Raw genomic sequence first — 24,362 nt, forward strand, 5'->3', positions numbered from 1 at the left:
TAATCCGAAATAACGATGTTGGGTTTAAAACTTTTAACTGATCCCCGCTGGGCAAATATTGCAGAGTCTAATCTGGAGGAGATTTTGACCGACCATGCCTGGTGTGAGCAAAAGGCGGCATCCAACGCCATCACCCTAATTACGCAAAATCCCGAGCACGAGGATCTGGTACATGAGCTGACTGCGATCGCCATAGAAGAGATGCAGCATTTCCAGATGGTGATTGATATTATTAAAGCCCGGGGATATACATTGGGGAGGGAGCGAAAAGACGACTATGTCGGACAGCTCATGAAGTTTGCAAAAAAGGATGGCTCCCGTAATCAGTCATTCATTGACAGGCTTTTATTTGCTGCGATGATCGAAGCGCGAAGCTGTGAACGATTCCGTGTCCTTTCCAAAAATATAAAAGACGAGGAGCTGGCCAGTTTCTATTACGACCTGATGGTATCCGAAGCCAACCATTATACGACGTTTTTGAATTTCGCCCGCCAATACACGGTCGATGTGGATGTAGAAATAAGGTGGCAGGAGTGGCTGGACTTCGAAGGACAGCTTATCCAGAGTTACGGCAAGAAGGAATACATTCACGGATAACCATTTCTTGATATAGGTCAATGCCTGACAAACTAATGCGACGTACGTTTGTATAATAAAAAGAAAGGAACATCATGATCGAATTAGGAATAGGCATGTTCGGAGACGTGCAGATAGACCCTGTAACAGGTAAGGTGCAGCCTGCTGCAGAACGGATGCAGCAGATTGTAGAGGAAATCAAATTGATGGATGAAGTCGGTGTAGACTTTTTTGGCATGGGCGAACACCATCGGGAAGACTATGCGGTCGCCTCTCCCGAAATTATCTTAGCAGCAGCGGCAACCGTGACAAAAAATATCAAACTTGGTAGTGCCGTGTCTGTGCTTAGCTCCGCCGATCCGGTTAAACTGTTCCAGGATTTTTCAACCGTCGATATCCTATCGAACGGGCGGGCGGAGATTATGGCGGGGCGTGGTTCGTTCATAGAATCGTTCCCGCTGTTTGGATACGATCTAAAAGATTATGCAGCGCTTTTTGAGGAGAAGCTGGATTTACTTCTTCGGTTAAACAAACAGGACACGGTGACGTGGTCGGGAAAATTTAGAAAGCCGCTGGTTAATCAGCAGATTTTTCCAAGGCCTGTTCATGGTTCATTGCCTATATGGGTGGCTGTTGGCGGTACAACCTCCTCGGTGATACGAGCAGGAAAGCTCGGATTGCCTGTCATGTTCGCGATCATCGGAGGGGCTCCCGAAAATTTTAAGCCGTTGTTTGAGGTATATCAACAAGCGTGGGTCGACAATGGTCATGATATGAAGGACTTTCAGGTGGGCGTGCATATGCACTCCTTTTTTGGGGAGGATAGTCGATCTGTCGCCGATAAATATTATCCAATTTACGCTGCACAGATGAATCGTATAGGAGCATCAAGAGGCTGGCCACCCTATCAACGACAACAGTATGACTTTGGACGTTCTATTCACGGACATCTGGTCGTCGGCGACGTAAACCAATCGGTAGAGAAAATTCTGCATATCATCGAACTATTTGGACTGACACGTTTTTCTGCACACATGGACGTTGGTAGTCCGGATCATACAGATATGATGAAGGCTATCGAACTCTATGGGACGAAGATCGTGCCTAAAGTGAAAGAAGCCTTAAGAAAATAGGTGCCGTTTTGGCACCAGGCTGAAGGGGCAAGTCTGCAGGGCGGAGATCAAGCGTTGTACAATCCGAATAATAGAACAGGCTGTCTGACCGCCGAGGCCGGCCTTATTTTACATAAGGACAACCAAAGAGATATAAGCGTGTAGTTATTTTCCGTATCTTTGTACCGTGGTGAAGCAGAGTAAATTGATCGATATCAGAAGTTTAAGCTTATCCGAGCTCAAGGATAAGCTGGTCGGGATGGGCGAACAGGGGTTCCGCGCGAAGCAGGTCTATGAATGGCTTTGGGCGAAATCTTGTACGGACTTTGATCAGATGAGCAATCTTAGCAAACCATTGCGGGAGACACTGAAGCAACATTTCGAGATCAGAGCTGTAAGAGTGCGCCAGTCGCAGATCAGTTCAGATAAAACAATAAAAAGCAGCTTTACCCTGTATGACGGTAATATTATTGAGGGCGTGCTTATACCCACGCCTGATCGGATGACTGCCTGTGTCAGCTCACAGGTGGGATGCAGCCTGACCTGCAAGTTCTGTGCCACAGGTTACATGGACCGCAAGCGAAATCTACAGGCCGACGAGATATACGATCAGGTTGTACTGATTGCTAAACAGGCAGAAGAAAAATATGGCCAGCCCCTAACTAATATTGTCTACATGGGGATGGGTGAGCCACTGCTTAATTACAGTGGGATGATGAAGTCTGTGGAACGCATCACGGCTCCTGATGGATTAAATATGGCGGCTAAGCGGATTACGGTTTCTACCGCAGGTATTGCCAAGATGATCAGGAAGTTAGGAGATGATGAGGTCCGGTTTAACCTCGCGCTATCATTACACGCGGCGAACGATAAAAAGCGCAACGAGATTATGCCCATCAACGAGCAGAATTCCTTAAAGTCTCTGGCAGAAGCGCTAAAATATTACTACGCGAAAACGAAAAATCCAGTTACCTTCGAGTACATTGTGTTCCATAACTTTAACGACGAGCTAGAGGATGCGCAGGAGCTTGCCAGGTTTTGTAAGCATGTGCCCTGCAAGGTAAATATCATCGAATACAACCCCATCGCACTGGCGGATTTTTTAAATGCAGAGGCCGATAAAATAGATCAATTTGCGGAATACCTCCGCAGTCAGGGAATCGTAACCAACGTGCGCCGGAGCCGCGGGAAGGACATCGATGCGGCGTGTGGTCAGCTGGCCATTAAGGAAAAAGCCGAAGCTTAATCTTATTTGCTGCATAGTGGCACAGGTATATCGTTGTTCTGAGCCGCAATTTTGTACAATAACGCGAATTATGTAAGTTTGTGTCTACCCAATTATGAACATGATGCAAATAAAACGTTATTGGAGCAGTTTTGTTTCTCTTTTGTTTCCGCCGTTGTGCATATCGTGCGAGCACGTTCTGTTAAATCAGGAAAAATTTCTTTGTACCTCCTGTCAATTTCATCTGCCAATCACAGATCATCATCTTTATCCCGACAATGAAGCTTTCCGACGGCTCGTTGGCAAGGTCGATATAGAGGCCGCTGCAGCTTATCTTTCTTTTCGGAAATCTTCGCTTGTACAGGCGATGGTGCACAAGCTAAAATATCGGGGCATTCACGAAATAGGTACTTATTTCGGACGTTGTTTCGGCAGTCAGCTGGCACAGTCTTTTACTTTTTCGGAGCTGGACCTCGTCGTGCCGGTTCCTATCTATCACAAAAAGCGGAAAGAGCGCGGGTACAATCAAAGTGACTACATCGCAGAGGGGATAGCACAGGCGCTAAGTCTGCCTCTGGACACGAAAAACCTGATCCGGAACGTGCATACCGAAAGCCAGACGGGAAAGGAAAGGCTGGAACGTTATGAAAATGTGGAAGCGATATTTACGTGCCGTGCTCCGGAAGCTTTCTCGGGAAAACATATCTTGTTAGTTGACGACGTGCTGACTACCGGAGCTACCGTTGCTTCCGCAGCGCGTACCCTTATCGAACAATGTGGATGCCGGGTCTCTGTAGCGGTATTAGCGCTGGTATAGCTATTTCCCCGCCTCATAACAGGTCGTCGGACCGCGGCAGACGGTCGCCCGTAGAATGCGGTTTTACCCATAGTTAAACCGCCGCTGGTGCAGTAATAGGTAGCTGAAAACGCCCATTCCGATCCCAACGTAGTCGGCAAAGATATCCCACCAGTCGGCCTCTCTATCGCTCGAAAGATAAAGCTGTAACCCTTCCGTTCCGAAAGCAAAAAAAGTAGTGATAAGGAGCGTCAGGAACATCGTCCTGATCTTCGACGCCCGTCCTTTCGACTGAATGATCGATCCAAGGAGCAAGAGCACTGTGAATACGAAAAAGCAACCGCTGTGCGCCAATTTATCAAAACCTTCAAAATAGTTCGTGCTGGGCAGGTCCTTTGAGGGAAGTCCCATCAACAATAGCATGACTATGGCCCAAATAATAGCCCACGAATAGTTGTATAAAAATCTCAGCATTACTTATAAAAGTCGTATTAATTATGGATGTTTCAAAAAAAACTTTCGTGATTTTCCCCGAATGGTAGCAAGAAGCAGCGCGATACACAGCTGATCGTCACGATTCACTTCCCAACAGCTTCGATGTCCTGGAACGGTTTTTTTGCCCTTGATACGCGTTCCTTCTATACCCGTTAACCTTTTTCAATACAAACGTTAAAAAGGCTAAAAAAATAATATCCTGATTATCAGACTGCTGTGGTCGTGTTGTGTAAAATTATAGTACTATGTATTGCATAGTACAATAGAAAGCATATATCTTTGTATTGTTATGATAGCAGAAAATACACAAACCCAAATGCGGAAGGGGATACTGGAATACTGTATCCTTTCTATAATTTCCCGAGGGGAGATATATGCTTCAGATATTATCGGTGAACTAAAGAAAGCGCAGCTGCTGATTGTTGAAGGCACCTTATATCCATTACTCACACGGTTGAAAAATAACGGGCTCCTCAGCTATAATTGGAAAGAATCCAGTTCCGGCCCTCCCAGAAAATATTATCAGATTACGGACGAGGGCAGAGAAGTGTTGTCCAGGTTGGACATCACATGGAAAGAGCTCGTTTTTGCGGTAGAAACATCGCTACAAGGAAGAAATTAACAACAATACTAATCTAAAATATTAAACAAGGTCATGAACAAGACAATCATCATAAACATAAACAGCATCGTCTTCCACATCGAGGAGGACGCCTACGAGACGCTGCGATCGTATATGATCGATATTAAAAAACATTTCGGCAACTCCGCTGAGAGTAAAGAGATTCTCGAAGATATTGAGAACCGCATTGCGGAGATGTTTAATGAACGTATACAGACGGGGCGGAAAGAGGTAATCAACTTAGAAGACGTGCAGCAGGTTATAGGGCAGATGGGAAGGGTAAGCGACTTTGAGGATAGTGAAGAGACAGCTGGCGAGTTTCGTCAGGAACAGGCCAGGCCCAATTTCGGAGGTGGCGAGCATGTGGGACGTAAATTAATGCGCGACCCCGACGATAAGGTGCTCGGCGGTGTGTGTAGCGGGTTGGCGCATTACTTCGGAATGGAACCCCGTTGGATTCGGGTCCTTCTGGTGCTCTTCGTATTAATCGGTGGATCGGGGTTTTTGGTATATGTCATCCTGTGGATTGTCATGCCGCTTGCCGAAACGCGTGCCGATAAAATGGCGATGCGCGGCGAAGTGCCCAACCTGCAGAACTTTAAGAAATCTTTCGACGAGGAGGTGAAGACTTTTTCCGAAAATTTTTCTGGAGCCGGCGAGCAAATTAGCCGCGGTGCCCGCACGGCAGGGAATGCTCTTGGCGGCTGCCTTGGATTCATCGGCAAGATGATTGCTTGGCTGATGCTTATTTACACAGGACTCAGTATTCTGGGAATGTTCATCTTTTATGTCTTCAACATGATGAACCTGTTTGGTTTAGAGAACCCAATATTATTCCCTCCTTTACAGATTCTGTCTCCGGACGATGCTGTGATTGCGCTGTCCCTAGGCTTTATGGCGGCAACGATCCCCTTTCTGGCACTTTTTTTATGGCTGGTCCGTATACTCTTCAAAACAGATAAGCTTAATAACTATTTGTCTTTGACCATGTTTGCCGTATGGATCGTCTCGGTGGTCGGCGTAATTTACTATTGTGTATACGCGGCTCAGGACTTCCGTGAAAAGAGCACGATTAACGTCCAAAAGAATATTACTCCGCAGAAAGTGTATTATTTTACAGAGAAGGATGTACGTGTCTTAGATGCCAGTGAGAAGGATTCTCTACGCTCTAAGTTCAACATACAGATAGATGGCCAGGACTTGCGAAACCATCTACACACCAACATCGGTATCTACTTCGAAAGTATTGACTCACTGAGCCAGCCTTACATACAATATAGCTATTCAGCGAAGGGAAAAACGTACCAGCTGGCAGCAGAAAGGGCGAAGAACATCGTGTATGAAAGCGTTCAGGAAGGAAATACGGTATTGTTCCCAAGCCACTTTATTCTGAAAAGGGACGAACTGGATCGCGATCAATATGTTCGGGCGACCGTTTATTTGCCCCGTGGATCAAAAGTTGTTTTGCACAGAGAAATAGAAAATAAAGTGCGGGATGTGCCATGCTGGGAATGTCTTAACAACTATCCGGATCGGGACCATCAGAAGTTTACGGAATGGACGATGACAGCGACCGGCCTGGTCTGCTCGCAGGTGCCGCAGCCGCAAACTGACGAGGAGACTCCGGAAATAGAAGAAAGCGAATCGCCTAAAGCCGAAGAAGAAATCGGCAGAAAAGATTCGATCATTCGGATTGACGGCTCGAATGTTACGATCGAAGTGAAAGACAACAACGTGAAAATTAACGCCAAGAAGGAAACAGAATAGTGGCGTAATTTACAGACTACCAACGAAATGAATATCATTCTCCTGTTTCTGAGAACAGTGAGTCGGGAGAAACATGTACTATAATTTTTTATGAAGAAACTATCTACACCATTACTTTTGAGCTTTTTTTTCACTTTGTTTACGGCAATGACACTCCGCGCGCAGCAAGCAGAAATTGCGGGGAAGGTGGTCGACAGTCAGGGGGAGCCCATGGCTAACGTGTCCATCTATCTTCTGACAGTGCGGACCGAAGCGATCATCAAAACGGCAGTGTCCGATGCCGAAGGCTTATATAGTATTAAGAACGCCCCGAACGGCGAGTTTGTTGTACAAGCATCCTCCGTTGGATACGAAACTTTTAAATCGGCAACCATTCAGGTCGCCGGACGAAAAATTGCAATGAGCGATATTGTCCTGACTCCACAGGCGCAGACGATCGGCAACGTGACAGTCGAGGGGCGTGTTCCGCTCGTGCAGCAGCGGGACGGAAAGCTTATTCTGAACGTTGAAAATTCCCCTCTTGCAGCAGGTAACAACGCCTTGGAAGTCGTGCAACGCGCCCCGGGAGTAAGTGTGGATAAAGACGAGAATCTGCAGCTAATGGGGCAGCAAGGTGTAAACGTTACCATTGACGGCCGTCAGACGTTCATGAGCGGGGAGCAACTGGCAACGTTTCTAAAGGCAATGAATGGCGACCAGATAAAAAGCGTCGAAGTAAGCACCCAACGAAGCGCAAAAGATGATGCCGAAGGCGCCGTGGGAACGATTAATATCGTGTTGAAAAAAAATCGCATGGAAGGCTTCAACGGGACTTTCCTCGCGAGTGCGGCGCACGGCCAGCATTTTAGGGGCAACTCCTCGCTTAACTTAAATTATAAGAAGAATAACACCACCGTCTTCGGATCCTATGGCTATACGCACAACGAAAGGCAGTTCGATCTGGACCTAGCCCGTATCATCCCTTCTGAGGAAATAGGAGACCGGTATTTTGATCAACGTTCCAGCCTTATTGAAACGAATAAAACACACAACTACAAATTTGGTATCGAACAGAAAACTTCGGAACGGAACACCATGCTTCTTCAGTTTTCGGGCGATAACGACGAAGAAAGCTCAGCGAACAATAGCCTGACAGACATCGGGCCCCGCAAGGGCATGGCCGACTCTGTCCTCACGTCTACTTCCATAAACCGCGCACCATTTAACCGGTATTCCCTGAATTTTAATAACGAGTTGAAGCTAGATAGTACCGGTGGAAAGGTCGTGTTAGATCTCGATTGGAGTGCCTTCCGAAATAATTCGGACATAAATTACGAGTATAGGACAGCCGACCCTCAGGGCAATCTCCTATACGATCCCGAGTTTGAGCGCAGCCGCATGCCGGTGAATATCGACATCTATGTAGGAAGACTCGATGTCACGAAAGGTCTAGGGAAGGGTACTTTGGAAGCGGGAATCAAATACAGTAACGTAAAGTCGGACAACGACCTGCAGTTCGAACATATTGTAGGTGGGGAATGGCAGGACTATGAAGGACGTCCAAACCACTTCGTTTATACCGAGCAGATAGCGGCCGGATATGTGGATTATAGCAGAGCTTTCGGGAAATTAAGCGCGAAAGCCGGACTGCGGGCGGAACATACCGTTTCCGACGGAAACTCTATTACGTTGTCAAAGCGCGTGAAAAGGAACTACCTGAACTGGTTTCCCTCTGTCAATCTGAGTTACACAATCGATGAGAACAACATCTTATCGCTTAGCTACGCGAAGAAGATATCCCGTCCAAACTACAGGTTTCTGAATCCGTTCGCCTACTATATCGACAAATTCACGTATATGTTAGGAAACCCCTATCTGAACCCGCAATATACCGACGGCTTTACACTGAATTACACCTTGTATAAGATGTTTAATATCACGCTGGGGACAGATATCACGAACGACGCCATGGTCGAAAGTATGGGACAGGACGAAATCAAGGGCGAATCGTGGGTTACACGTGAAAACCTTGCGACAAATGTCACTTCCTATTTAAATATAAATGCTCCTGTACAGATCGGTAAAATCTGGACAATGAATAACAACCTAACGACGATTTATATGCACTTTAAAGGTCCGATAGCAGGAGAATACGCGGATTTAGGGTCTGTGTTTTTCCAAGGGCGCAGCACGAACAATTTTAAGTTCGGGCGAGGCCTGTCAGCCGAACTGTCCGTCAATTATAATAGTCCGTTTTTATATAACATTTACAAAATACATAGCAGATGGGGAGCCGACGTCGGCCTGAATTATAACTTTAAGGATCAGCGGAGTTCGTTGAAACTTGCCGGAACAGATATATTCCGGACGCAGAGGAACAATGTTTCGACAGACTTTGGACAGTTTAACTCCGATATCAGGCAATATAACGATAACCGGACGATACGTTTAACATATACCTTTAAGTTTGGCAATCTAAAGCAACAGACGCGCAGAAACAGCGATGACTCGGAGGAGAAGAGTCGTGCGCTATAAGACACACCTTGTTTGTCCTATTTAGTTTAGTTAGCCGCAGGTCATTTGCCTGCGGCTTTTTTATTGGTGAAAATCCCCATATCGCTGGAGCCTGCCGGTCGGATGAACGCCCGGTAAATCTGATGTCCGGACTCTCCAAAACTTTCCTTTCCTCCGGTTGTTTCTTAATAGATAAGAATAAAATTACTATCTTGTGGATTTACTATAACTGGTTAATATACAAGGAGCAGACGGACATGTTGTCAAAGCTAAGCGTGTTTTCTGCTAAAATACGCCCAACATATCATGAAACAATTAAACAGATACACTAAATAATTATTTACTTATGAAACAGTTCATATTTTTAGCGTTGTGGCTGGGAACGGCCGGTGCAGCGTTCGGACAGAGGCAGCTCGCCGAATTATGGGAAACGAAAGATCTTCCGACGCCGGAGTCTGTCTTATACTCACCAAGCAATAACCTGCTTTATGTGTCTCTAATAGACGGAGAGGCGATGGGCAAGGATGGAAAGGGAGGCGTGGCCGTTTTGAACATGGATGGCACCGTTAAAACGAAGGACTGGGTCACGGGCATGGATGCACCAAAAGGGCTCGCTATTTATAAAGATATGTTGTATGTTGCCGACATTACCTCGGTCTCTGTCGTCGATATCATCACCGGTAATGAGGTTAATAAGATAGAATTTCCGGGGGCGGTGATGCTTAATGATGTAACTGTCGACGACAACGGTGTGGTGTACGTGTCCGACACCCGCGCGGGAAAGATTTATCAGATGCGCAATAACAGGCCTTCTGTCTTTTTGGAAAATACACCATCCGTGAACGGCCTCAAGTATACGAACGGACACCTCCATGCGCTGGTTGGGCCGGAGCTGTGGAAAATTGACGGCGACGGAAAATCGACCATAATAGCAAAAGGGTTCGAGCTCGGCGGAGATGGGCTGGAGCCGCTGAAGGACGGGGAGTTCTTGGTGACATGTTGGGGAGGATTGGTGTATCATGTGAAAGCCGACGGCACTTTTGACAAGCTGATGGATGTTCGGGGGCAGATGAATACTGCGGATCTCGGATTCCATCCGGAAACCAACACCGTTTATATTCCCACATTTAACAATAACAGTGTGAAGGCATATCAACTAAAGTAGCCGTTAAGAGGTCGATCCCGACTTTTTCGTTTGATCATACAGCATATCATTTTTAACGAGATGATGACTACCTTTGCTAAAAATAAATCAGTATGACGATCGATCATTTATATAAGCTATATAAGGAAAGCCCCTTTGTATGTACCGACACAAGGCAGATTGTTCGGGATAGCCTTTTTTTTGCATTGAAAGGGGAACGGTTCAACGCGAACAAGCTGGCAGGTAGTGCCTTGGAGGCAGGCGCGCGGTGGGCGGTAGTTGACGATCCTGACGTGGTTACCGATGATCGCTATATCCTCGTCGACGATGTGCTGACGACCCTGCAGGCATTAGCACGGCACCATAGACAGCAGCTGACCATCCCTTTTATTGGAATAACAGGGACGAACGGAAAGACAACAACCAAAGAACTTGTATATGCGGTACTATCACAGCAGTACAAAACATACGCAACAAAAGGGAATTTAAATAATCACATTGGGGTGCCGCTGACGCTGTTGGCTATCGACGATTCCGTAGAGATGGCGGTAATTGAGATGGGGGCAAACCATCAGGGCGAAATCGGCTTTCTTTGCGGCATGGCACAACCTACACATGGGCTGATTACCAACGTGGGAAAAGCGCATTTAGAAGGCTTTGGCTCGTTTGAAGGCGTGAAGAAAGCAAAAGGCGAGCTGTACGATTTTTTAAAAGCGCACGACGGCGTGCTCTTTTTACAGGGTGACAACGCGCATCTGGTAGAAATGGAAAGCGGACGGTCGGTGCGTAAGATCTTTCGCTATGGCTTCTCGGCATCTAATGATATCGTTGGCGAATTGGCCCAGGCCAACCCGTTTCTCACCGTACGCTGGAGAGAGAAGGAGGGAGATGCCGGCTATCCGGTAGAAACTCATCTGACCGGGTCATATAATACAGAGAATATTTTAGCGGCTGTAGCAGTTGGACGTTTCTTCGGGATGGAAGCAGCACTTATAAACGCCGGAATCGAGGCCTATCACCCGACAAACAACCGGTCGCAGATTGTTGAAACCGATCGGAATACGGTGATTGCAGACTATTACAATGCCAATGCGAGTAGCATGGCCGCGGCACTGGAAAACATTGCCGTTATCAATGCTGAAAGAAAGGTAATCATCTTGGGAGATATGTTTGAAATGGGCGACGAAACATATGAAGAACATCGCCGGATTGTCGAGAAGGCGACAGCTTTAGGTGTAGAACGCACGCTCTTTATAGGAAAAGCTTTTTTTGAACATCGGTGCCCACAGGGAGAGTTCTATAGAACCACTGACGAGGCGAAAGAACAGCTAAGGCAGCGACCTGTGGAGAACAGTACCGTATTGCTTAAAGCTTCGAGAGGGATGGCTTTCGAAAGCTTAGTGGAGTTGTTATAACGGCAATGGTCGCTTTCGATCTTTCGGAAGCGGCCATATACCTACGTAAAGAACGCTTCTCGAAGGCGTAGAACCTTGGTTCACCATCAAAACCATATTTCTATTGCTCTCCTGTATCCAGATTAAAAGATAGCTGCTTTTCTTTATTGATCAGTTGGGCGATACTTGTGTCATTCAGGATCTGCAGCATCGCGTTTCTGACCTCGATAAAGGTGTCGCGGATTCCGCAGGCATGCTCCTCAACACATTCTTCACACGACCGGTAAAAATTCAGGCTGACGCAAGGTAACAAAGCAATAGGTCCATCGATCAGACGCATCACCTGAGAAAGAAAAATATCTTCAGGCGCCTTATTGAGGCTATAGCCGCCACCGGCGCCTTTCTTGGAATACAGGATTCCCGCGTTACGCATCTCCAGAAGTATCTGCTCTAGAAACTTTTTCGGAATCCGCTCCTCCTCTGCAATCTTTACAATTTGCATGGGCTCTTTTCCATAATTACGTCCTAGAACCATCAGCGCCTTGATGGCATATTTTGTTTTCTTAGAAAGCATACGTTTCCTTTTTACGAATAATCCTATTGTACAAAGGTACAGAAATTAGTTTGCTCCTGAAACTATTGTCCTAACACCTCAACGATAGGCTTGCCGATATTGCCATTGGGCTCCATGACATGTAATAATGACGCGATGGTCGGAGCAATATCAACAATGTGAACCTCTTTATTGCTCACGCCCGGTTTTATACCCCAACCCATGAATATTAGCGGAATATGCGAGTCGTACGATGACCACACCCCGTGTGTAGTACCTGTAGAACGTGGTGTGCCGGAGTACCATTGCGGCTCTGCGATGATTTGAATGGCGCCGCTGTTTTTACGGTGATATCCATTGATAACCTTCTCACGGATAGGAGCAGGGATAAACATGTTCTGGCTGCCCTCCATGTCGATTGCATAAGCAATGCCATCTTCCTTATGAAGCTGTTCGATGATGATCTCCTTCACCTTCTTAAGATCAAGATTTAATGAGTCGATGAGCGGATAGTTCAGGTGGACCTGATAATTGAGTAAACTACGTACCAGCTTGTCGCTACCGAAAGCGGAGGACAACACCTTGTTGAGGTTTCGCTGAATTTGTCTGGTGAACAGATATCCACCGTTTCCTTTCTGATCAGTGTAATACATGGGGTTGTAAGACGCGGCGTGGTCGGCCGTCAGGAATAGGGTATAGTTGTCTTTCCCGACATGTTCGTCCAAATAACGGAGAAAATCTGCAATGTCCCGGTCAAGACGCAAATATGTGTCTTCAATCTCTACGGCGGAGAGTGAATAACGGTGGCCTACGTAGTCGGTGGCAGACAGGCTTACACAGAGAAAATCTGTATTGCCGGTCTGGTTTTTGCCCAACTGCTCGTTCTCCAGAGCCGCCCTGGCAAAGTCCAGGGTAAACGTGTTGCCCTGCGGTGTTGTCTTGATGAGCTCGTATCCGGCGTCTTTCATCAGTACGGATGTCTTGCGGGGAAACGTTGCGGAGGTTTCTCCTGCCCATTTTCCTTCGTAAGGATTGTCATCTGAAATACTGTTACGCTGATATGTGTCGATAGGGTACAACGTGTTCCAATCCTGTTTTAGGTATTTCTCCGCTAAATTCTGTTTATTGAACGACTGCACCCAGGAGGGCAGGTTCTGCATATAGAATGTGCTCGTCACCCAGTTGCCCGACTTGCTTTCAAACCAGTAGGCTGCGTCAGCGAAATGGCCCGCAGGAAGGATGCCGCCGCGGTCCTTTATTGATATTCCGATAACTTTAGACCGGAAGTTTGTAGCTAATTTCAGCTCATCGGTCACCGTTGAGGCCAAGAGATTTCGGGGCGATTGCTGTCCTTCTTTCTCTGCGGTGCCCACACCCTGTACATGGTCGTCTTGTGTGCAGTACATCTGCTGGCCCGTAGCCTGAATAATCCAGTCGTTACCCGCTATCCCGTGTATGGAAGGAACGGATCCCGTGTATACAGAGCTGTGTCCGACTGCCGTATAGGTCGGTACGTAGTTGATGATCGTGTTTTCGCAGGAGAATCCCTCACTTAACAAGCGCTTAAAACCGCCCTCCCCATACCGATCAGCAAATCGGTACAGATAGTCCCAACGCATCTGGTCTACCATAAGACCAACAACCAGCTTCGGACGGGCCGGCTGAGCGCCAGCTTGGAAAGCGAGCGCCATACTCAAAAGGCCTGTACAAAATGATTTCCACATAATATTTTTTGTTAAGAACGCGGTGATAAATGTAGGTGATTTTTCAAAAACTTCCCTGTATAAGATTCGTTACAGTCTGTCAGGTCTTCCGGTGTTCCCTCAAAAACCAAGCGGCCTCCTTTGTTGCCTCCCTCCGGGCCGATATCGATCACCCAATCGGCCGTCTTGATCATCTCCATGTTGTGCTCGATAACCAGTATGCTATTACCTAAAGCTATTAAAGCGTCAAAAGCTTTAATTAATTTGTGAATATCATGGAAATGCAGACCCGTGGTCGGCTCATCGAAGATAAACAGCGTTTTTTTACTGTTATTTCCCTTGATCAAGAAGGATGCCAGCTTGATCCGCTGAGCTTCTCCTCCGGACAGCGTGCTCGACGGCTGTCCCAGTTTTACATATCCCAGGCCTACATCTTGAAGAGGCTTAATCTTCGCTATTATCTTAGGCTGATCGCTAAAAAATTCAATGGCTTCATCTACGCTCAGGTCGAGAACATCTGCTACGGACTTTCCCTTGTAGGCCACATCGAGTACATGTTGCTTGAAGCGTTTTCCCCCGCAGGCTTCGCAGGGTAAAATGATGTCTGCCATAAATTGCATTTCGATTTTGACCTCGCCGTCGCCCTGGCAAACGTCACAGCGCCCACCTTCGACATTGAAAGAGAAGGCTGCAGGCTTGAGCCCCGCGGCCTTTGCTGCGGGAAGGTTTGCGTATACAGCGCGGATCTCATCCCATCCTTTTACATATGTGACAGGGTTGGACCTGGACGACCTGCCGATCGGATTCTGATCAATCATCTCGATCTGTTCCACCCGCGTAACATCGCCTTCAAGTCCATCAAATATGCCGGTCTGTTCGCCGGCGTAATGTCCGATAGCCTTTTGCAGGGCGGGATAGAGAATCCGCTTGACCAAGGATGTTTTGCCCGACCCCGACACGCCCGTAACGACGGTAAACACATTTAAGGGGAACGCTACATTTATTCCCTGGAGATTGTTTTCGCGTGCTCCTTTTACGATGACAGCATCTGTCCACCTCCGCCTTTGTGTAGGGGTTGGAATAGTTAATTTGCCGTTCAGATACTGCCCTGTCAGGCTTTTTTTGTCGGCAATGATTTCGTCGTAAGTTCCAGCGAAGACCAGCTCTCCACCGTTGATGCCGGCTTCAGGTCCGATGTCGATGAGGTAGTCTGCAGCTTCCATCATTTCCTGCTCATGTTCAACGACGATGACGGTATTTCCTACATCGCGGAGCGACTTGAGAACGCCAATTAAACGCTGGGTGTCGCGTGGATGAAGGCCGATACTCGGTTCGTCCAGTACGTAGATCGACCCTACCAACGAGCTGCCCAGCGACGTCGCCAAATTGATCCGTTGAGATTCTCCGCCCGAGAGCGTGTTGCTGAGCCGGTTCAACGTAAGGTAGCTCAGGCCGACATCACATAGAAACTGAATCCGGTTGACAATTTCTGATAGCAGCCTTTTTGCGATAGTCTGCTCATGCGGCGTCAGGATCAGATTTGAAAAAAAGACAAGCGCCTCATCCAGCGGAAGCAGTACAACGTCGGTAATAGACATGCCACCTACTTTTACATAGGAAGCGTCCTTCCGCAGGCGGGAGCCTTTACACTCCGGACAGTCGGTTTTTCCGCGATAACGGGACAACATAACCCGGTATTGTATTTTATACGTTTGTTGTTCAAGTTCCTCGAAAAACTGGTTTAAACCTGCAAAATACTTATTGCCGGTCCAAAGTAACTCCTGCTGGGCTTTGGTCAGGTCTGCATAGGCACGATGGATAGGAAAATCAAACTTCAGCGCATTTTTGACGAGTTTGTTCAGCCATTCGCCCATCTTTTCGCCGCGCCATGGTGCAATGGCTCCGTCGTATACAGACTTACTTTTGTCCGGGATGACGAGGTCTGGGTCAATACCGATAACTTTACCATAGCCCTCGCAGCGTTTACACGCTCCATAGGGATTGTTGAAGCTGAAAAAGTTAGGCGTTGGCTCTTCAAAGGTCATCCCATCCAGTTCAAACTTGTCGGAATAGTGCCTTTTGTGGCCGTCGATGTCCACGTCGCATTCTCCCTTTCCTTCAAAAAAAGCTGTCTGCAAAGAGTCGGCGATACGGCTATATGTATCGTCCTGTTTATCCAGACGGATGCGGTCAACGACAATCTGAACTTCGCCGGCTTTAAAGTCTCTGTTTTTGATGGCCGTGTCTTCGATGATGCTTTCGACCTTCTGGATCTTCCCTTCAAAAAAGACGCGCACGAATCCCTTTTGCAACAAAAGCGACAGTTCTTCTTTTAATTTTCTTTTATTTAGCGGTATGACCTCCGCGAAGATGGTAACCGTGGTTCCTTCCGGATAAGACATAAGCTCATCAATAATAGAGGATACCGTGTCCTTGGTTACTTCTTTTCCGGAGATGGGCGAAATCGTTTTGCCAACCCGCGCGTATAATAGTTTCAGGTAGTCGTATATTTCCGTTGAGGTGCCGACAGTCGATCGTGGGTTGGACGTGATGACCCGCTGTTCGATAGCTATTGCCGGTGCGATGCCTTTGATATAGTCCACCTCCGGTTTGTGCATCCGTCCCATAAACTGCCGTGCATACGACGAAAGGCTCTCCACATAACGTCGTTGCCCTTCGGCGTATAAGGTGTCAAATGCCAACGACGATTTCCCCGAACCTGACATGCCGGTAATAACAACCAGCTTGTTTTTCGGGATGTTGACATCGATGTTTTTTAGATTATTTACACGCGCGCCCTTAATTTGAATATAGGATTTTGCGTTTTGTTCGGATTTATTTGACATAACTTACAAAGGTAATCAATTTCTTAGATTTCAGTCCGTACGTGTTTGGGTGGCCTCGCATTTTAGGCGGCTCTAAGGAAGCTATAACACCCCGCAAAAAAATGGACCGAATCACCGTTAGAATGATTCTCCCACATACAGTCTGACTGAAGAGTCCTCGCTTAGTCCGTTAGGCGGGCTAACTACTCATCCTCTGTATTATCCTGTTGGGCTAACTTTGCTAAAAGTTTTTCTACTTCCGCTTCTGACGAAGTGAGCTTTGCTTTACAGACGGCGATCAGATCGGAGGCCCGGCGGATTTTGTCTGTTAGCTCGTCTACGTTAATCTGTCCCGACTCGATTTCAGAAACGATAAGCTGAAGCTCCTGAAAGGCGTCGTTATATGTATATGCATTGTGTTCCATGTCTTTTCTATTATGTTGTCAAAGTAAAAGCAGTCGTTTGCTCCCCGTCAAAAAGCTGCTGCTCTATTCGTGTAGGTCGTTCTTGTCTGTTATCCGGCTTCGGAAGCTTCCGTTAAACAGGATGGTCTCCACCTCGTCGCCGATGTTCACGTTCGCTTCGCTGGAAATCGCCTGACCATTGACGCGTGTAATGCTAAACCCCCTTTTTAGCAATTGTTTCGGATCTGCCAGCTGGAGAAGCCTGACCATACTGTTGAGGTCGTTCTTTTGATCCCTTATCCGTTGGCGGCTGACGAGCTGCAACCGGCCCGTCAACGTGTGTAAGAGGTGTGAATGCGTGGATAGAACGGCCTTACTATGCCACGAAATAGACTGTGAAAGATGATCTAACAGCCGGCTTTCCTGTTGGAACAAAGCCTGGCTCGCCTGGATGAGCCGTCGTTGTGCTTCGTCAACCGGTATCGCAAATTGATGAAATCGCTGAATGAGAAAGTCGGCCAGTTCGCTGGGCGTGATGGCATTCTTGTGCGCAACCAGCTCGCTGACCGTCTCGTTGGTAGAATGTCCAATCCCGGTGATCACGGGAATCGGAAAGATCGCAATGGCTTTAGCAAGCTGATAATTGTTATAAGAAGAAAGCCCTACCTCGCCACCGCCACCGCGGATAATAGCGACAGCATCAAACTGTTCGATCCGCCCGGCGATGACAGCCAGCTGGTTTATAATAGATGGGATCGACTTATCGCCCTGCAATAACGCAGGGAACAACGTATATTCGAAGCGGTATGACCAGGGATTATTGTGAATAATTTTAAAAAAGTCTGATAGCCCTTTGCTTGTCTCGACCGAAATAATGGCCAGGCGCTTGGCTACCGTCGGAAACGGTAAGCGTTTGTTCCGGAAAAAAAGGCCTTCCTCCTGAAGACGCTGAATGCTTTCCCTCTTCTCCCGCTCGAGTTCACCTAATACAAAGGTTGGATCAATGTCGACAATCTTGAGACTGAGCCCATAAAGGGGATCGTAAGAAATAGCGGCCCGGAAAAGGATTGTGATACCGTCTTTTAAAGGTTCGTTAAGCAGCTGTAAAAACTGCTGGTTTATCCGTTGGTAGTCGGCTTTCCAAAGAATGGAACGCATTTCCGCAACAATCCGGCCGTCGGTTTTCTCCACCAGCTCGGGGAAGCAATGTCCCGAATGCGAATAATAGTTGAGCTTATTCATCTCCGCTTTTATCCAATAAAGACTCTTGTAGCGTTCGCCGATCGTTTTCTGAATGCTACGGGATACCTCTAAAAGAGAGAATATCGTTCTGTTTTCAGCAATCTCCGGCATATTTCAAACCTGGCAACTATAATGGGTGAACAAATTAAGGGCAATGGTGCCTTCGTTATCATACAACCAAACTTACTGAAATTTATGCTGGATCGAAAGCGAAATCGGCTGAATGTGCTGAACGCGCCCCGTTTGTTATACAGAAAGCAGTAGGGCGTGTCAAGGACCATCGCAATTTATTGATTAGGATGCGGATTGTTGCGTTTTATTTTTATATTTACTGATAAATACTTAACTAGAATCGTTTTTTCCACACCTACACGATTATGAAGATTTTTTATTTACGTCTTTTATTCTGCGCGACTTCTTTCTTCTTAGCTATAGGAAGCCAGGCACAATACCGCCAGACGATAGCCAACGAAACGGTGCTTTTACGGAATGTGAACAACCTTTTGCCTTTTAAAAGATTGGATCAACATAAGATTGCTATCGTCACGTCCATGCCTGAGAAGTACAAGGCGTTCATTGAAGTGGCTCAACGTTATGCCGAGGTGAGGAGCTACGATTTTAACAGGTATGATGAAAATACGAAGTACTGCAACACGATCATCGTTGCAGGAACCAGTCAGGACCTGAGGAGCGATCTCCTGCTTATGGTAAAGCAGTCATTGATAAACAAAAAACAAGTTGTCCTTGTGCGGTTTGACGACGGCGGAAACCGACAGCCCTGGAACAACCGTGTTCTTGGCGAAGGGGCCGTTGAAGTGGCCGTACCAAGCATGCAAACACAGGCCCAGGTTAACGCTGCTATGTCGCTATTTGGAGGCCTTGCCATTACGCAGGGATCAAATAAAACAGAACAGACGAGGATACAATATGCGGGGGGAGCCAATTTCGGATTGGATGTTTCCCGGATGGAGAAAAAAATCGATGCTATCGCTGCCGAGGCAATACGCGAGCGCGCCGCTCCGGGAATGGTGGTGATGGCGATAAAAAGTGGGCAGGTCATTTTTGAAAAAGCATACGGCCACCACACGTACGCGGGGAACGTTCCTACGCGGGTCTCGGATATCTTTGATCTTGCTTCGGTAAGCAAAATAGCGGGGACGACACCGGTTGTAATGCACCTGCAGGAAACGGGTGTAATCCATCTGGACAGTACAATGGGCAGATACCTCTGGCAGGCAAAAGAGACGAACAAGAAGGATATCCCGTTACGGAGGGTCCTGCTCCATGAGGCAGGTTTTACGCCATATATCCCGTTTTATAGGTATCTGAAAAAAGGCGACCTACAACGGCAGCCCGATGTCGACCACCAGGTTAAAGTGGCTGATAGCGCCTACTTGAGAAACAACTATTATCGCGACGTCATGTGGCCGGAAATGTTAGCGTCGCCGGTAAAGCCTGTTGGCAACTATGTGTATAGCGATATCAGCATGTACGTGATGAAGGAAATCGCAGAGCATGAGACGGCAGAGCCTATGGAGGAATATGTACAGAAGCTACTCTACCGTCCCATAGGGATGAAGACGGCCGGCTATAATCCGAGAACCCGTTTTCCCAGAGAAAGAATTGTGCCTACTGAGCACGACACCTCCTTTCGTAAGGTATTGCTGCAAGGCTATGTCCACGACCAAGGCGCAGCAATGGCCGGCGGAGTGGCGGGACACGCAGGGCTGTTTGCTACCGCGAACGACCTGGCTATATTTGGACAGCTGCTGTTAAACCGCGGCGAATACGGTGGCGTGCGGTATTTCAAACCGGAGACGGTGGACCTGTTTACGTCAAAACAATCGAGGACAAGCCGGCGTGGCCTTGGGTTCGACCGCGCTGATCCCGACCCTAAAAAGGAGTACCCCTCAAAGCTCGCTAATGAGGCCGTTTACGGTCATACGGGCTATACCGGAACTTGCATCTGGGTCGATCCCAAACATCAGCTTATATATATTTTCCTGTCCAACCGCGTACATCCACAGGTTACTACCAAGCTTTTGGACCTCAATATCCGGAGCCGCATCCAGGATGCCATTTACGAAACAATTAACGAAGCGAAAAGATGAAGCGCAACCTTTCGATAGCCATTGCCATGTTCTTATCATCGGCCCTGCATGCGCAGACGCACGATTTTCACAAACACCTGACCGTCGTAGACGGGCACAACGATGTTATTTATGAATCGCTGTTGAAGGGACGTAATATCGGGGAGCGCATGTCCGTAGGTCACACAGACCTACCCCGCCTCAAAGAAGGAGGGGTGGATGTACAGGTGTTTGCCGTGTGGTCCGACGACAAGAAGTACGGTAAAGGGAAAGCATTTAAACATGCCAACGCGCAAATTGACGCATTGGAAAAAGCGGTTCGCGATCATGCGAAGGCTATCGCCATAGCGAAAAGCAGCACGGAAATCGAGGAAATTCTACGGAGCGGTAAAATTGCTGCGATTATCGGCATAGAGGGAGGTAATATGATTGAAAATTCGCTCGAGAATCTGGAGGCGCTGTATAGACGCGGAGCCCGGTACCTCACCATGACGTGGAACTATAACCTGCCGTGGGCAACAGCTGCTGCTATGGAAGTTAAAACCGCAGGAAGCAAAGGGAAAGGGCTTAATGAACTCGGAAGGAGCGTGATCAGAAAGATGAACGAACTCGGCATGATGGTCGACCTTTCCCACGCCGGAGAAAAGACGTTTTACGATGTCCTCGCCGTAACCTCGAAGCCGGTATTAGTGTCGCACAGCAATGCGTATGCCTTGATGCCACACTATCGCAATTTAAAGGACGAACAACTTGAGGCTTTAAAGAAAAATGGCGGCGTCGTCGGGGTTAACTTTTATTCGGGTTTCCTGGACCCCGATTTTGAGACACGGGTGAAGAGGCTATATAGACAGTACTATGGAAATAAAGGCGACTACCGGCTGTCTGCCTCCCGGCAATATGAGAAGCTCCCCTTAAGATTGAAACGTCAGGCTGACGCTCCGCTTTCCATATTGCTGGATCATATCGACTATCTGGTGAAGAAAATCGGCGTAGCCCACGTGGCCGTAGGGTCCGACTTTGACGGGATAGAATCGTCTCCGCAGGGGCTGGAAGACGTTTCAAAATTTCCGGTGCTCACTGACGCATTGTTAAAGCGGGGATACGCCGAGGATGATGTGGCTAAGATCATGGGTCTCAACTTTCTCCGGATTTTAAAGGAAAATGAACACTAGGCGGGCTCTTCCTGCTCCATGCTCGTCAATTCATCGTAGTTCCTGTTAAGTTTCTTCACGAGCCGCTGATAAAGGAGTTTATAGTACAGTTTGACCACGAAAAGAAATAGCCAGCAGAAAAGAGATACCAGAACAGCAACGAGGACTGCCGTAAAAATAAAGTGTCCTGTAGACGTTGTCTGGTAACGCTGGAATAGCTTTTCGACAGATACAAACACGCATGAGCAAATAATGCAATAAATATTAAACCGGATGTAGTGATCCACATGCCGTCGGGTCTTCAGGATAGCGTTCAGCAGCACCTTTGTGCTGGTCGTATTTTTTATCCGTCTATAGCTCGAAAAAAACTGATAAATAAAATAGAGGATTACCGCGTAGAAAATGATATCATATACCACATAGCCCACGGTATATACCAGGCTGTGTTCGGTTTCCTCAGGCCCTACCACAAAAAATAAGGCCAGCCCCAAGAGCAGCTCGATAACGCTGATCAGAAAAATCCATTTTATAATGGAAGAAGAACTCCGGTGGAGCATTTGCCGTATCTGCTCCTTGTCTACTTTTGGAAAATTGCCCTCGTTATTCCAATGTTGTTTCAATAAATCCAGTTCGTCCATTATATACCTCCTTGCTGGGTTAACATGTTTTTCAGTTTCGTTTTGATCCGATTCATTTTGACTCGCGCATTTACTTCGCTTATTCCCAATGTTTCGGCAATTTCTGTATAGTCTTTGTCTTCTAGGTACATATATACCAGCGCCTTTTCGATGTCGTTAAGTTGCCTGACCGCCTTATATAGAAACCGTAGCCGCTCTTCCTGTTCATCATTGTACTCTTCATAGCGTACCTGCTGAAGGGAATTGTCCCACTCCACCGTGACCACCTTTCGCTTCTTCGTGCGATGGAGCGAAATTGCAGTGTTCAGTGCGACGCGATAAGCCCAGGTGGAAAATTTGGCGTCTCCTTTGAACGAAGGATAAGAATGCCAGAGCTGGATGGCCATTTCCTGGAAAAGGTCTTTATGTGCTTCGACGTCGTCCGTATATAGCTTACAGATCTTATGGAAAATATTTTGATGTTCTTCCAGTAAATTGATAAAGTCGTTCTCCAGATCGTTGGTCATATCAGCTAATATGTCGGAGATGGTAAGAAGAAGTTACACGTTGGACACAATTAATTGTAAAGTTTTTCCGACTTTTTTTCTGAAAGTATCTATTTTTATCATCAAAACAAAATAACGCAGCATATTCCGTCGCCGAAGTGGTTTAGGTGTAAAGAAAGCCGACGGGCTCTAACGCTGAAAGCTCATGGAACCCTTTGTGTCAGCCTATCTTTCGCGACAATAATTTAATAGAATGGCCAAAACAAAATCGACATATTTTTGTCAGAACTGCGGTTATGAATCAGCTAAATGGCTGGGTCAGTGCCCCTCCTGTAAACAATGGAATTCTTTTGTTGAAGAGATAGTGGAAAAAGCAGGGTCGAAAGTCCCTGAGTGGCGTAGTTCGGCAAACGTGACATCGTCGCCGAAAAGGCCTAATAAAGCTGCAATCATTAACGAAATCGTTTATCAGGATGAGCAACGCCTGGCTACTCCGGACAAGGAGTTCAACCGTGTTCTGGGCGGCGGCATCGTGCCAGGATCATTAGTGCTGATAGGTGGTGAGCCGGGTATCGGAAAGTCAACATTAATGCTCCAGCTCGCACTGGGTATTCCCAAGGTGAAGACTCTTTACATTTCGGGAGAAGAAAGTGAGCAGCAGATCAAAATGAGAGCCGAGCGGCTCGTACAAAATGCCACCGCAAACTGCTACATACTGACCGAGACGTCCACACAGCAGATCTTTAAGCAGATCGAGGTTGTTCAGCCCGATATCGTGGTTATCGATTCTATACAGACCCTTCATTCTTCCCAGATAGAGTCTGCTCCCGGATCCGTTTCACAGGTCAGGGAGTGTACTGCTGAACTGTTGCGGTTTGCGAAAGAGACCAGTACGCCGGTGTTTATCGTCGGACACATAACCAAGGATGGCTCTATAGCAGGCCCGAAGGTGCTGGAACATATGGTCGATACGGTGCTGCAATTCGAAGGAGACCGGCATCACGTGTATCGTATCCTGCGTTCCGTTAAAAATCGGTTTGGCTCCTCGTCCGAACTCGGTATTTACGAGATGCAAGGCTCCGGACTCCGGGAAGTGTCTAACCCTTCGGAGATTATGCTTTCCCAGCGGGAGGAACCAATGAGCGGAATTGCCATTGCAGCTATGCTTGAAGGTGTGCGGCCGATCATGATCGAGGTGCAGGCGCTCGTAAGCAACTCGGCATTCGGAACGCCACAGCGGACATCAACAGGCTTTGATACCAAACGGCTAAGTATGTTGCTGGCCGTTCTGGAAAAACGCTTCGGATTCCGGCTGAGCGCGCAGGATGTGTTTCTGAACATTGCGGGAGGATTGCGTGTCGAGGATCCCGCAATCGATCTGGCCGTTGTTGCTGCACTCATATCCTCACAGCAGGACATACCGCTGCCCACGCAGGTCACGTTTGCAGGCGAAGTGGGGCTGTCGGGGGAGATACGTGCCGTAAACCGGATAGAACAGCGTATTGCAGAGGCAGAAAAACTGGGGTTTGCATCAATTTTTATATCGAAGTATAATACCAAGGGGCTGGACGCCAAAAAATACGATATCGCTATCCGCCCGCTTGCTACATTGGAAGACCTGTTCCGTGCCTTGTTTGGATAATTGCT

Annotated in this window: 20 protein-coding genes; 12 read left to right on the top strand and 8 right to left on the bottom strand. The window is 47.4% G+C overall.

Annotated elements, in window-relative coordinates; genetic code table 11:
- The first annotated feature begins 15 nt into the window (after nucleotides 1–15).
- The 4 genes from BC792_RS13035 (at nucleotide 16) to BC792_RS13050 (ending at nucleotide 3,730) form a co-directional block, all read left to right on the top strand.
- Nucleotides 16–597, top strand: coding sequence for a MiaE family protein (locus BC792_RS13035; RefSeq protein ID WP_148909456.1), 582 nt, complete (start codon nucleotides 16–18; stop codon nucleotides 595–597).
- 74 nt (nucleotides 598–671) lie between these two features.
- Nucleotides 672–1,709: an LLM class flavin-dependent oxidoreductase gene (locus BC792_RS13040; protein ID WP_317131715.1), complete on the top strand. Its 1,038-nt coding sequence runs from the start codon at nucleotides 672–674 to the stop codon at nucleotides 1,707–1,709.
- A gap of 169 nt (nucleotides 1,710–1,878) precedes the next feature.
- Nucleotides 1,879–2,934 carry a dual-specificity RNA methyltransferase RlmN gene (gene rlmN / locus BC792_RS13045; protein ID WP_425262454.1) on the top strand — a complete coding sequence of 352 codons (1,056 nt, stop codon included), beginning with the start codon at nucleotides 1,879–1,881 and terminating at the stop codon, nucleotides 2,932–2,934.
- 100 nt (nucleotides 2,935–3,034) lie between these two features.
- On the top strand, nucleotides 3,035–3,730 hold the full coding sequence (locus BC792_RS13050; RefSeq protein WP_170250032.1) for a ComF family protein: 696 nt from the start codon (nucleotides 3,035–3,037) through the stop codon (nucleotides 3,728–3,730).
- A 63-nt stretch (nucleotides 3,731–3,793) separates the two neighbouring features.
- On the opposite strand, the gene BC792_RS13055 is transcribed toward BC792_RS13050, so the two are convergent.
- On the bottom strand, nucleotides 3,794–4,183 hold the full coding sequence (locus BC792_RS13055; protein WP_246155055.1) for a VanZ family protein: 390 nt from the start codon (nucleotides 4,181–4,183) through the stop codon (nucleotides 3,794–3,796).
- Nucleotides 4,184–4,493: 310 nt separating this feature from the next.
- Between BC792_RS13055 and BC792_RS13060 the strand changes: the two genes are divergently transcribed.
- The 5 genes from BC792_RS13060 (at nucleotide 4,494) to BC792_RS13080 (ending at nucleotide 11,645) form a co-directional block, all read left to right on the top strand.
- A complete protein-coding gene (locus BC792_RS13060) occupies nucleotides 4,494–4,826 on the top strand; it encodes a PadR family transcriptional regulator (RefSeq protein WP_148909459.1) in 333 nt (110 codons plus the stop codon).
- Between the two features lie 33 nt (nucleotides 4,827–4,859).
- The gene (locus tag BC792_RS13065; protein ID WP_148909460.1) at nucleotides 4,860–6,593 is read left to right on the top strand and encodes a PspC domain-containing protein; all 1,734 of its coding nucleotides are present in this window, start codon (nucleotides 4,860–4,862) and stop codon (nucleotides 6,591–6,593) included.
- A 90-nt stretch (nucleotides 6,594–6,683) separates the two neighbouring features.
- Entirely contained in the window at nucleotides 6,684–9,107 is a 2,424-nt protein-coding gene (locus BC792_RS13070; RefSeq protein ID WP_148909461.1) for an outer membrane beta-barrel family protein, read from the top strand.
- Nucleotides 9,108–9,432: 325 nt separating this feature from the next.
- The gene (locus tag BC792_RS13075) at nucleotides 9,433–10,251 is read left to right on the top strand and encodes an SMP-30/gluconolactonase/LRE family protein (RefSeq protein WP_148909462.1); all 819 of its coding nucleotides are present in this window, start codon (nucleotides 9,433–9,435) and stop codon (nucleotides 10,249–10,251) included.
- A 92-nt stretch (nucleotides 10,252–10,343) separates the two neighbouring features.
- Nucleotides 10,344–11,645 carry a UDP-N-acetylmuramoyl-tripeptide--D-alanyl-D-alanine ligase gene (locus tag BC792_RS13080; protein WP_148909463.1) on the top strand — a complete coding sequence of 434 codons (1,302 nt, stop codon included), beginning with the start codon at nucleotides 10,344–10,346 and terminating at the stop codon, nucleotides 11,643–11,645.
- A 100-nt stretch (nucleotides 11,646–11,745) separates the two neighbouring features.
- Here the strand turns inward: BC792_RS13080 and BC792_RS13085 are convergent, their stop codons facing one another.
- The 5 genes from BC792_RS13085 to xseA form a co-directional block, all read right to left on the bottom strand.
- The gene (locus BC792_RS13085; RefSeq protein ID WP_148909464.1) at nucleotides 11,746–12,198 is read right to left on the bottom strand and encodes an RrF2 family transcriptional regulator; all 453 of its coding nucleotides are present in this window, start codon (nucleotides 12,196–12,198) and stop codon (nucleotides 11,746–11,748) included.
- 62 nt (nucleotides 12,199–12,260) lie between these two features.
- Entirely contained in the window at nucleotides 12,261–13,901 is a 1,641-nt protein-coding gene (pafA, locus tag BC792_RS13090) for an alkaline phosphatase PafA (protein WP_148909465.1), read from the bottom strand.
- 11 nt (nucleotides 13,902–13,912) lie between these two features.
- The gene (gene uvrA / locus BC792_RS13095; protein ID WP_148909466.1) at nucleotides 13,913–16,726 is read right to left on the bottom strand and encodes an excinuclease ABC subunit UvrA; all 2,814 of its coding nucleotides are present in this window, start codon (nucleotides 16,724–16,726) and stop codon (nucleotides 13,913–13,915) included.
- A 182-nt stretch (nucleotides 16,727–16,908) separates the two neighbouring features.
- Nucleotides 16,909–17,130, bottom strand: a complete 222-nt coding sequence (gene xseB / locus BC792_RS13100; RefSeq protein WP_148909467.1) for an exodeoxyribonuclease VII small subunit — start codon at nucleotides 17,128–17,130, stop codon at nucleotides 16,909–16,911.
- A 63-nt stretch (nucleotides 17,131–17,193) separates the two neighbouring features.
- A complete protein-coding gene (xseA, locus tag BC792_RS13105; RefSeq protein WP_148909468.1) occupies nucleotides 17,194–18,462 on the bottom strand; it encodes an exodeoxyribonuclease VII large subunit in 1,269 nt (422 codons plus the stop codon).
- Between the two features lie 266 nt (nucleotides 18,463–18,728).
- Between xseA and BC792_RS13110 the strand changes: the two genes are divergently transcribed.
- Entirely contained in the window at nucleotides 18,729–20,462 is a 1,734-nt protein-coding gene (locus BC792_RS13110; RefSeq protein ID WP_148909469.1) for a serine hydrolase domain-containing protein, read from the top strand.
- Nucleotides 20,459–21,613 (top strand): dipeptidase, encoded by a 1,155-nt coding sequence (locus tag BC792_RS13115; protein ID WP_148909470.1) that lies wholly within the window; start codon nucleotides 20,459–20,461, stop codon nucleotides 21,611–21,613. Before BC792_RS13110 ends, BC792_RS13115 begins: the two co-directional genes overlap by 4 nt.
- Here the strand turns inward: BC792_RS13115 and BC792_RS13120 are convergent.
- Entirely contained in the window at nucleotides 21,610–22,230 is a 621-nt protein-coding gene (locus BC792_RS13120) for a hypothetical protein (protein ID WP_148909471.1), read from the bottom strand. The genes BC792_RS13115 and BC792_RS13120 overlap by 4 nt on opposite strands.
- The gene (locus tag BC792_RS13125) at nucleotides 22,230–22,736 is read right to left on the bottom strand and encodes an RNA polymerase sigma factor (RefSeq protein WP_148909472.1); all 507 of its coding nucleotides are present in this window, start codon (nucleotides 22,734–22,736) and stop codon (nucleotides 22,230–22,232) included. Before BC792_RS13125 ends, BC792_RS13120 begins: the two co-directional genes overlap by 1 nt.
- Nucleotides 22,737–22,968: 232 nt before the next feature.
- Between BC792_RS13125 and radA the strand changes: the two genes are divergently transcribed.
- Nucleotides 22,969–24,357, top strand: a complete 1,389-nt coding sequence (radA, locus tag BC792_RS13130) for a DNA repair protein RadA (RefSeq protein WP_148909473.1) — start codon at nucleotides 22,969–22,971, stop codon at nucleotides 24,355–24,357.
- Nucleotides 24,358–24,362 lie beyond the last annotated feature (5 nt).

It is taken from the genome of Sphingobacterium allocomposti (assembly GCF_008124885.1).
Taxonomy (GTDB): Bacteria; Bacteroidota; Bacteroidia; order Sphingobacteriales; family Sphingobacteriaceae; genus Sphingobacterium; species Sphingobacterium allocomposti.

Coding starts and splice junctions, on each gene's coding strand:
- BC792_RS13035 (WP_148909456.1), top strand. CDS start 16: ATGTTGGGTTTAAAACTTTTAACTGATCCCCGCTGGGCAAATATTGCA.
- BC792_RS13040 (WP_317131715.1), top strand. CDS start 672: ATGATCGAATTAGGAATAGGCATGTTCGGAGACGTGCAGATAGACCCT.
- BC792_RS13050 (WP_170250032.1), top strand. CDS start 3,035: ATGATGCAAATAAAACGTTATTGGAGCAGTTTTGTTTCTCTTTTGTTT.
- BC792_RS13055 (WP_246155055.1), bottom strand. CDS start 4,183: ATGCTGAGATTTTTATACAACTATTCGTGGGCTATTATTTGGGCCATA.
- BC792_RS13060 (WP_148909459.1), top strand. CDS start 4,494: ATGATAGCAGAAAATACACAAACCCAAATGCGGAAGGGGATACTGGAA.
- BC792_RS13065 (WP_148909460.1), top strand. CDS start 4,860: ATGAACAAGACAATCATCATAAACATAAACAGCATCGTCTTCCACATC.
- BC792_RS13070 (WP_148909461.1), top strand. CDS start 6,684: ATGAAGAAACTATCTACACCATTACTTTTGAGCTTTTTTTTCACTTTG.
- BC792_RS13075 (WP_148909462.1), top strand. CDS start 9,433: ATGAAACAGTTCATATTTTTAGCGTTGTGGCTGGGAACGGCCGGTGCA.
- BC792_RS13080 (WP_148909463.1), top strand. CDS start 10,344: ATGACGATCGATCATTTATATAAGCTATATAAGGAAAGCCCCTTTGTA.
- BC792_RS13085 (WP_148909464.1), bottom strand. CDS start 12,198: ATGCTTTCTAAGAAAACAAAATATGCCATCAAGGCGCTGATGGTTCTA.
- pafA (WP_148909465.1), bottom strand. CDS start 13,901: ATGTGGAAATCATTTTGTACAGGCCTTTTGAGTATGGCGCTCGCTTTC.
- uvrA (WP_148909466.1), bottom strand. CDS start 16,726: ATGTCAAATAAATCCGAACAAAACGCAAAATCCTATATTCAAATTAAG.
- xseB (WP_148909467.1), bottom strand. CDS start 17,130: ATGGAACACAATGCATATACATATAACGACGCCTTTCAGGAGCTTCAG.
- xseA (WP_148909468.1), bottom strand. CDS start 18,462: ATGCCGGAGATTGCTGAAAACAGAACGATATTCTCTCTTTTAGAGGTA.
- BC792_RS13110 (WP_148909469.1), top strand. CDS start 18,729: ATGAAGATTTTTTATTTACGTCTTTTATTCTGCGCGACTTCTTTCTTC.
- BC792_RS13115 (WP_148909470.1), top strand. CDS start 20,459: ATGAAGCGCAACCTTTCGATAGCCATTGCCATGTTCTTATCATCGGCC.
- BC792_RS13120 (WP_148909471.1), bottom strand. CDS start 22,230: ATGGACGAACTGGATTTATTGAAACAACATTGGAATAACGAGGGCAAT.
- BC792_RS13125 (WP_148909472.1), bottom strand. CDS start 22,736: ATGACCAACGATCTGGAGAACGACTTTATCAATTTACTGGAAGAACAT.
- radA (WP_148909473.1), top strand. CDS start 22,969: ATGGCCAAAACAAAATCGACATATTTTTGTCAGAACTGCGGTTATGAA.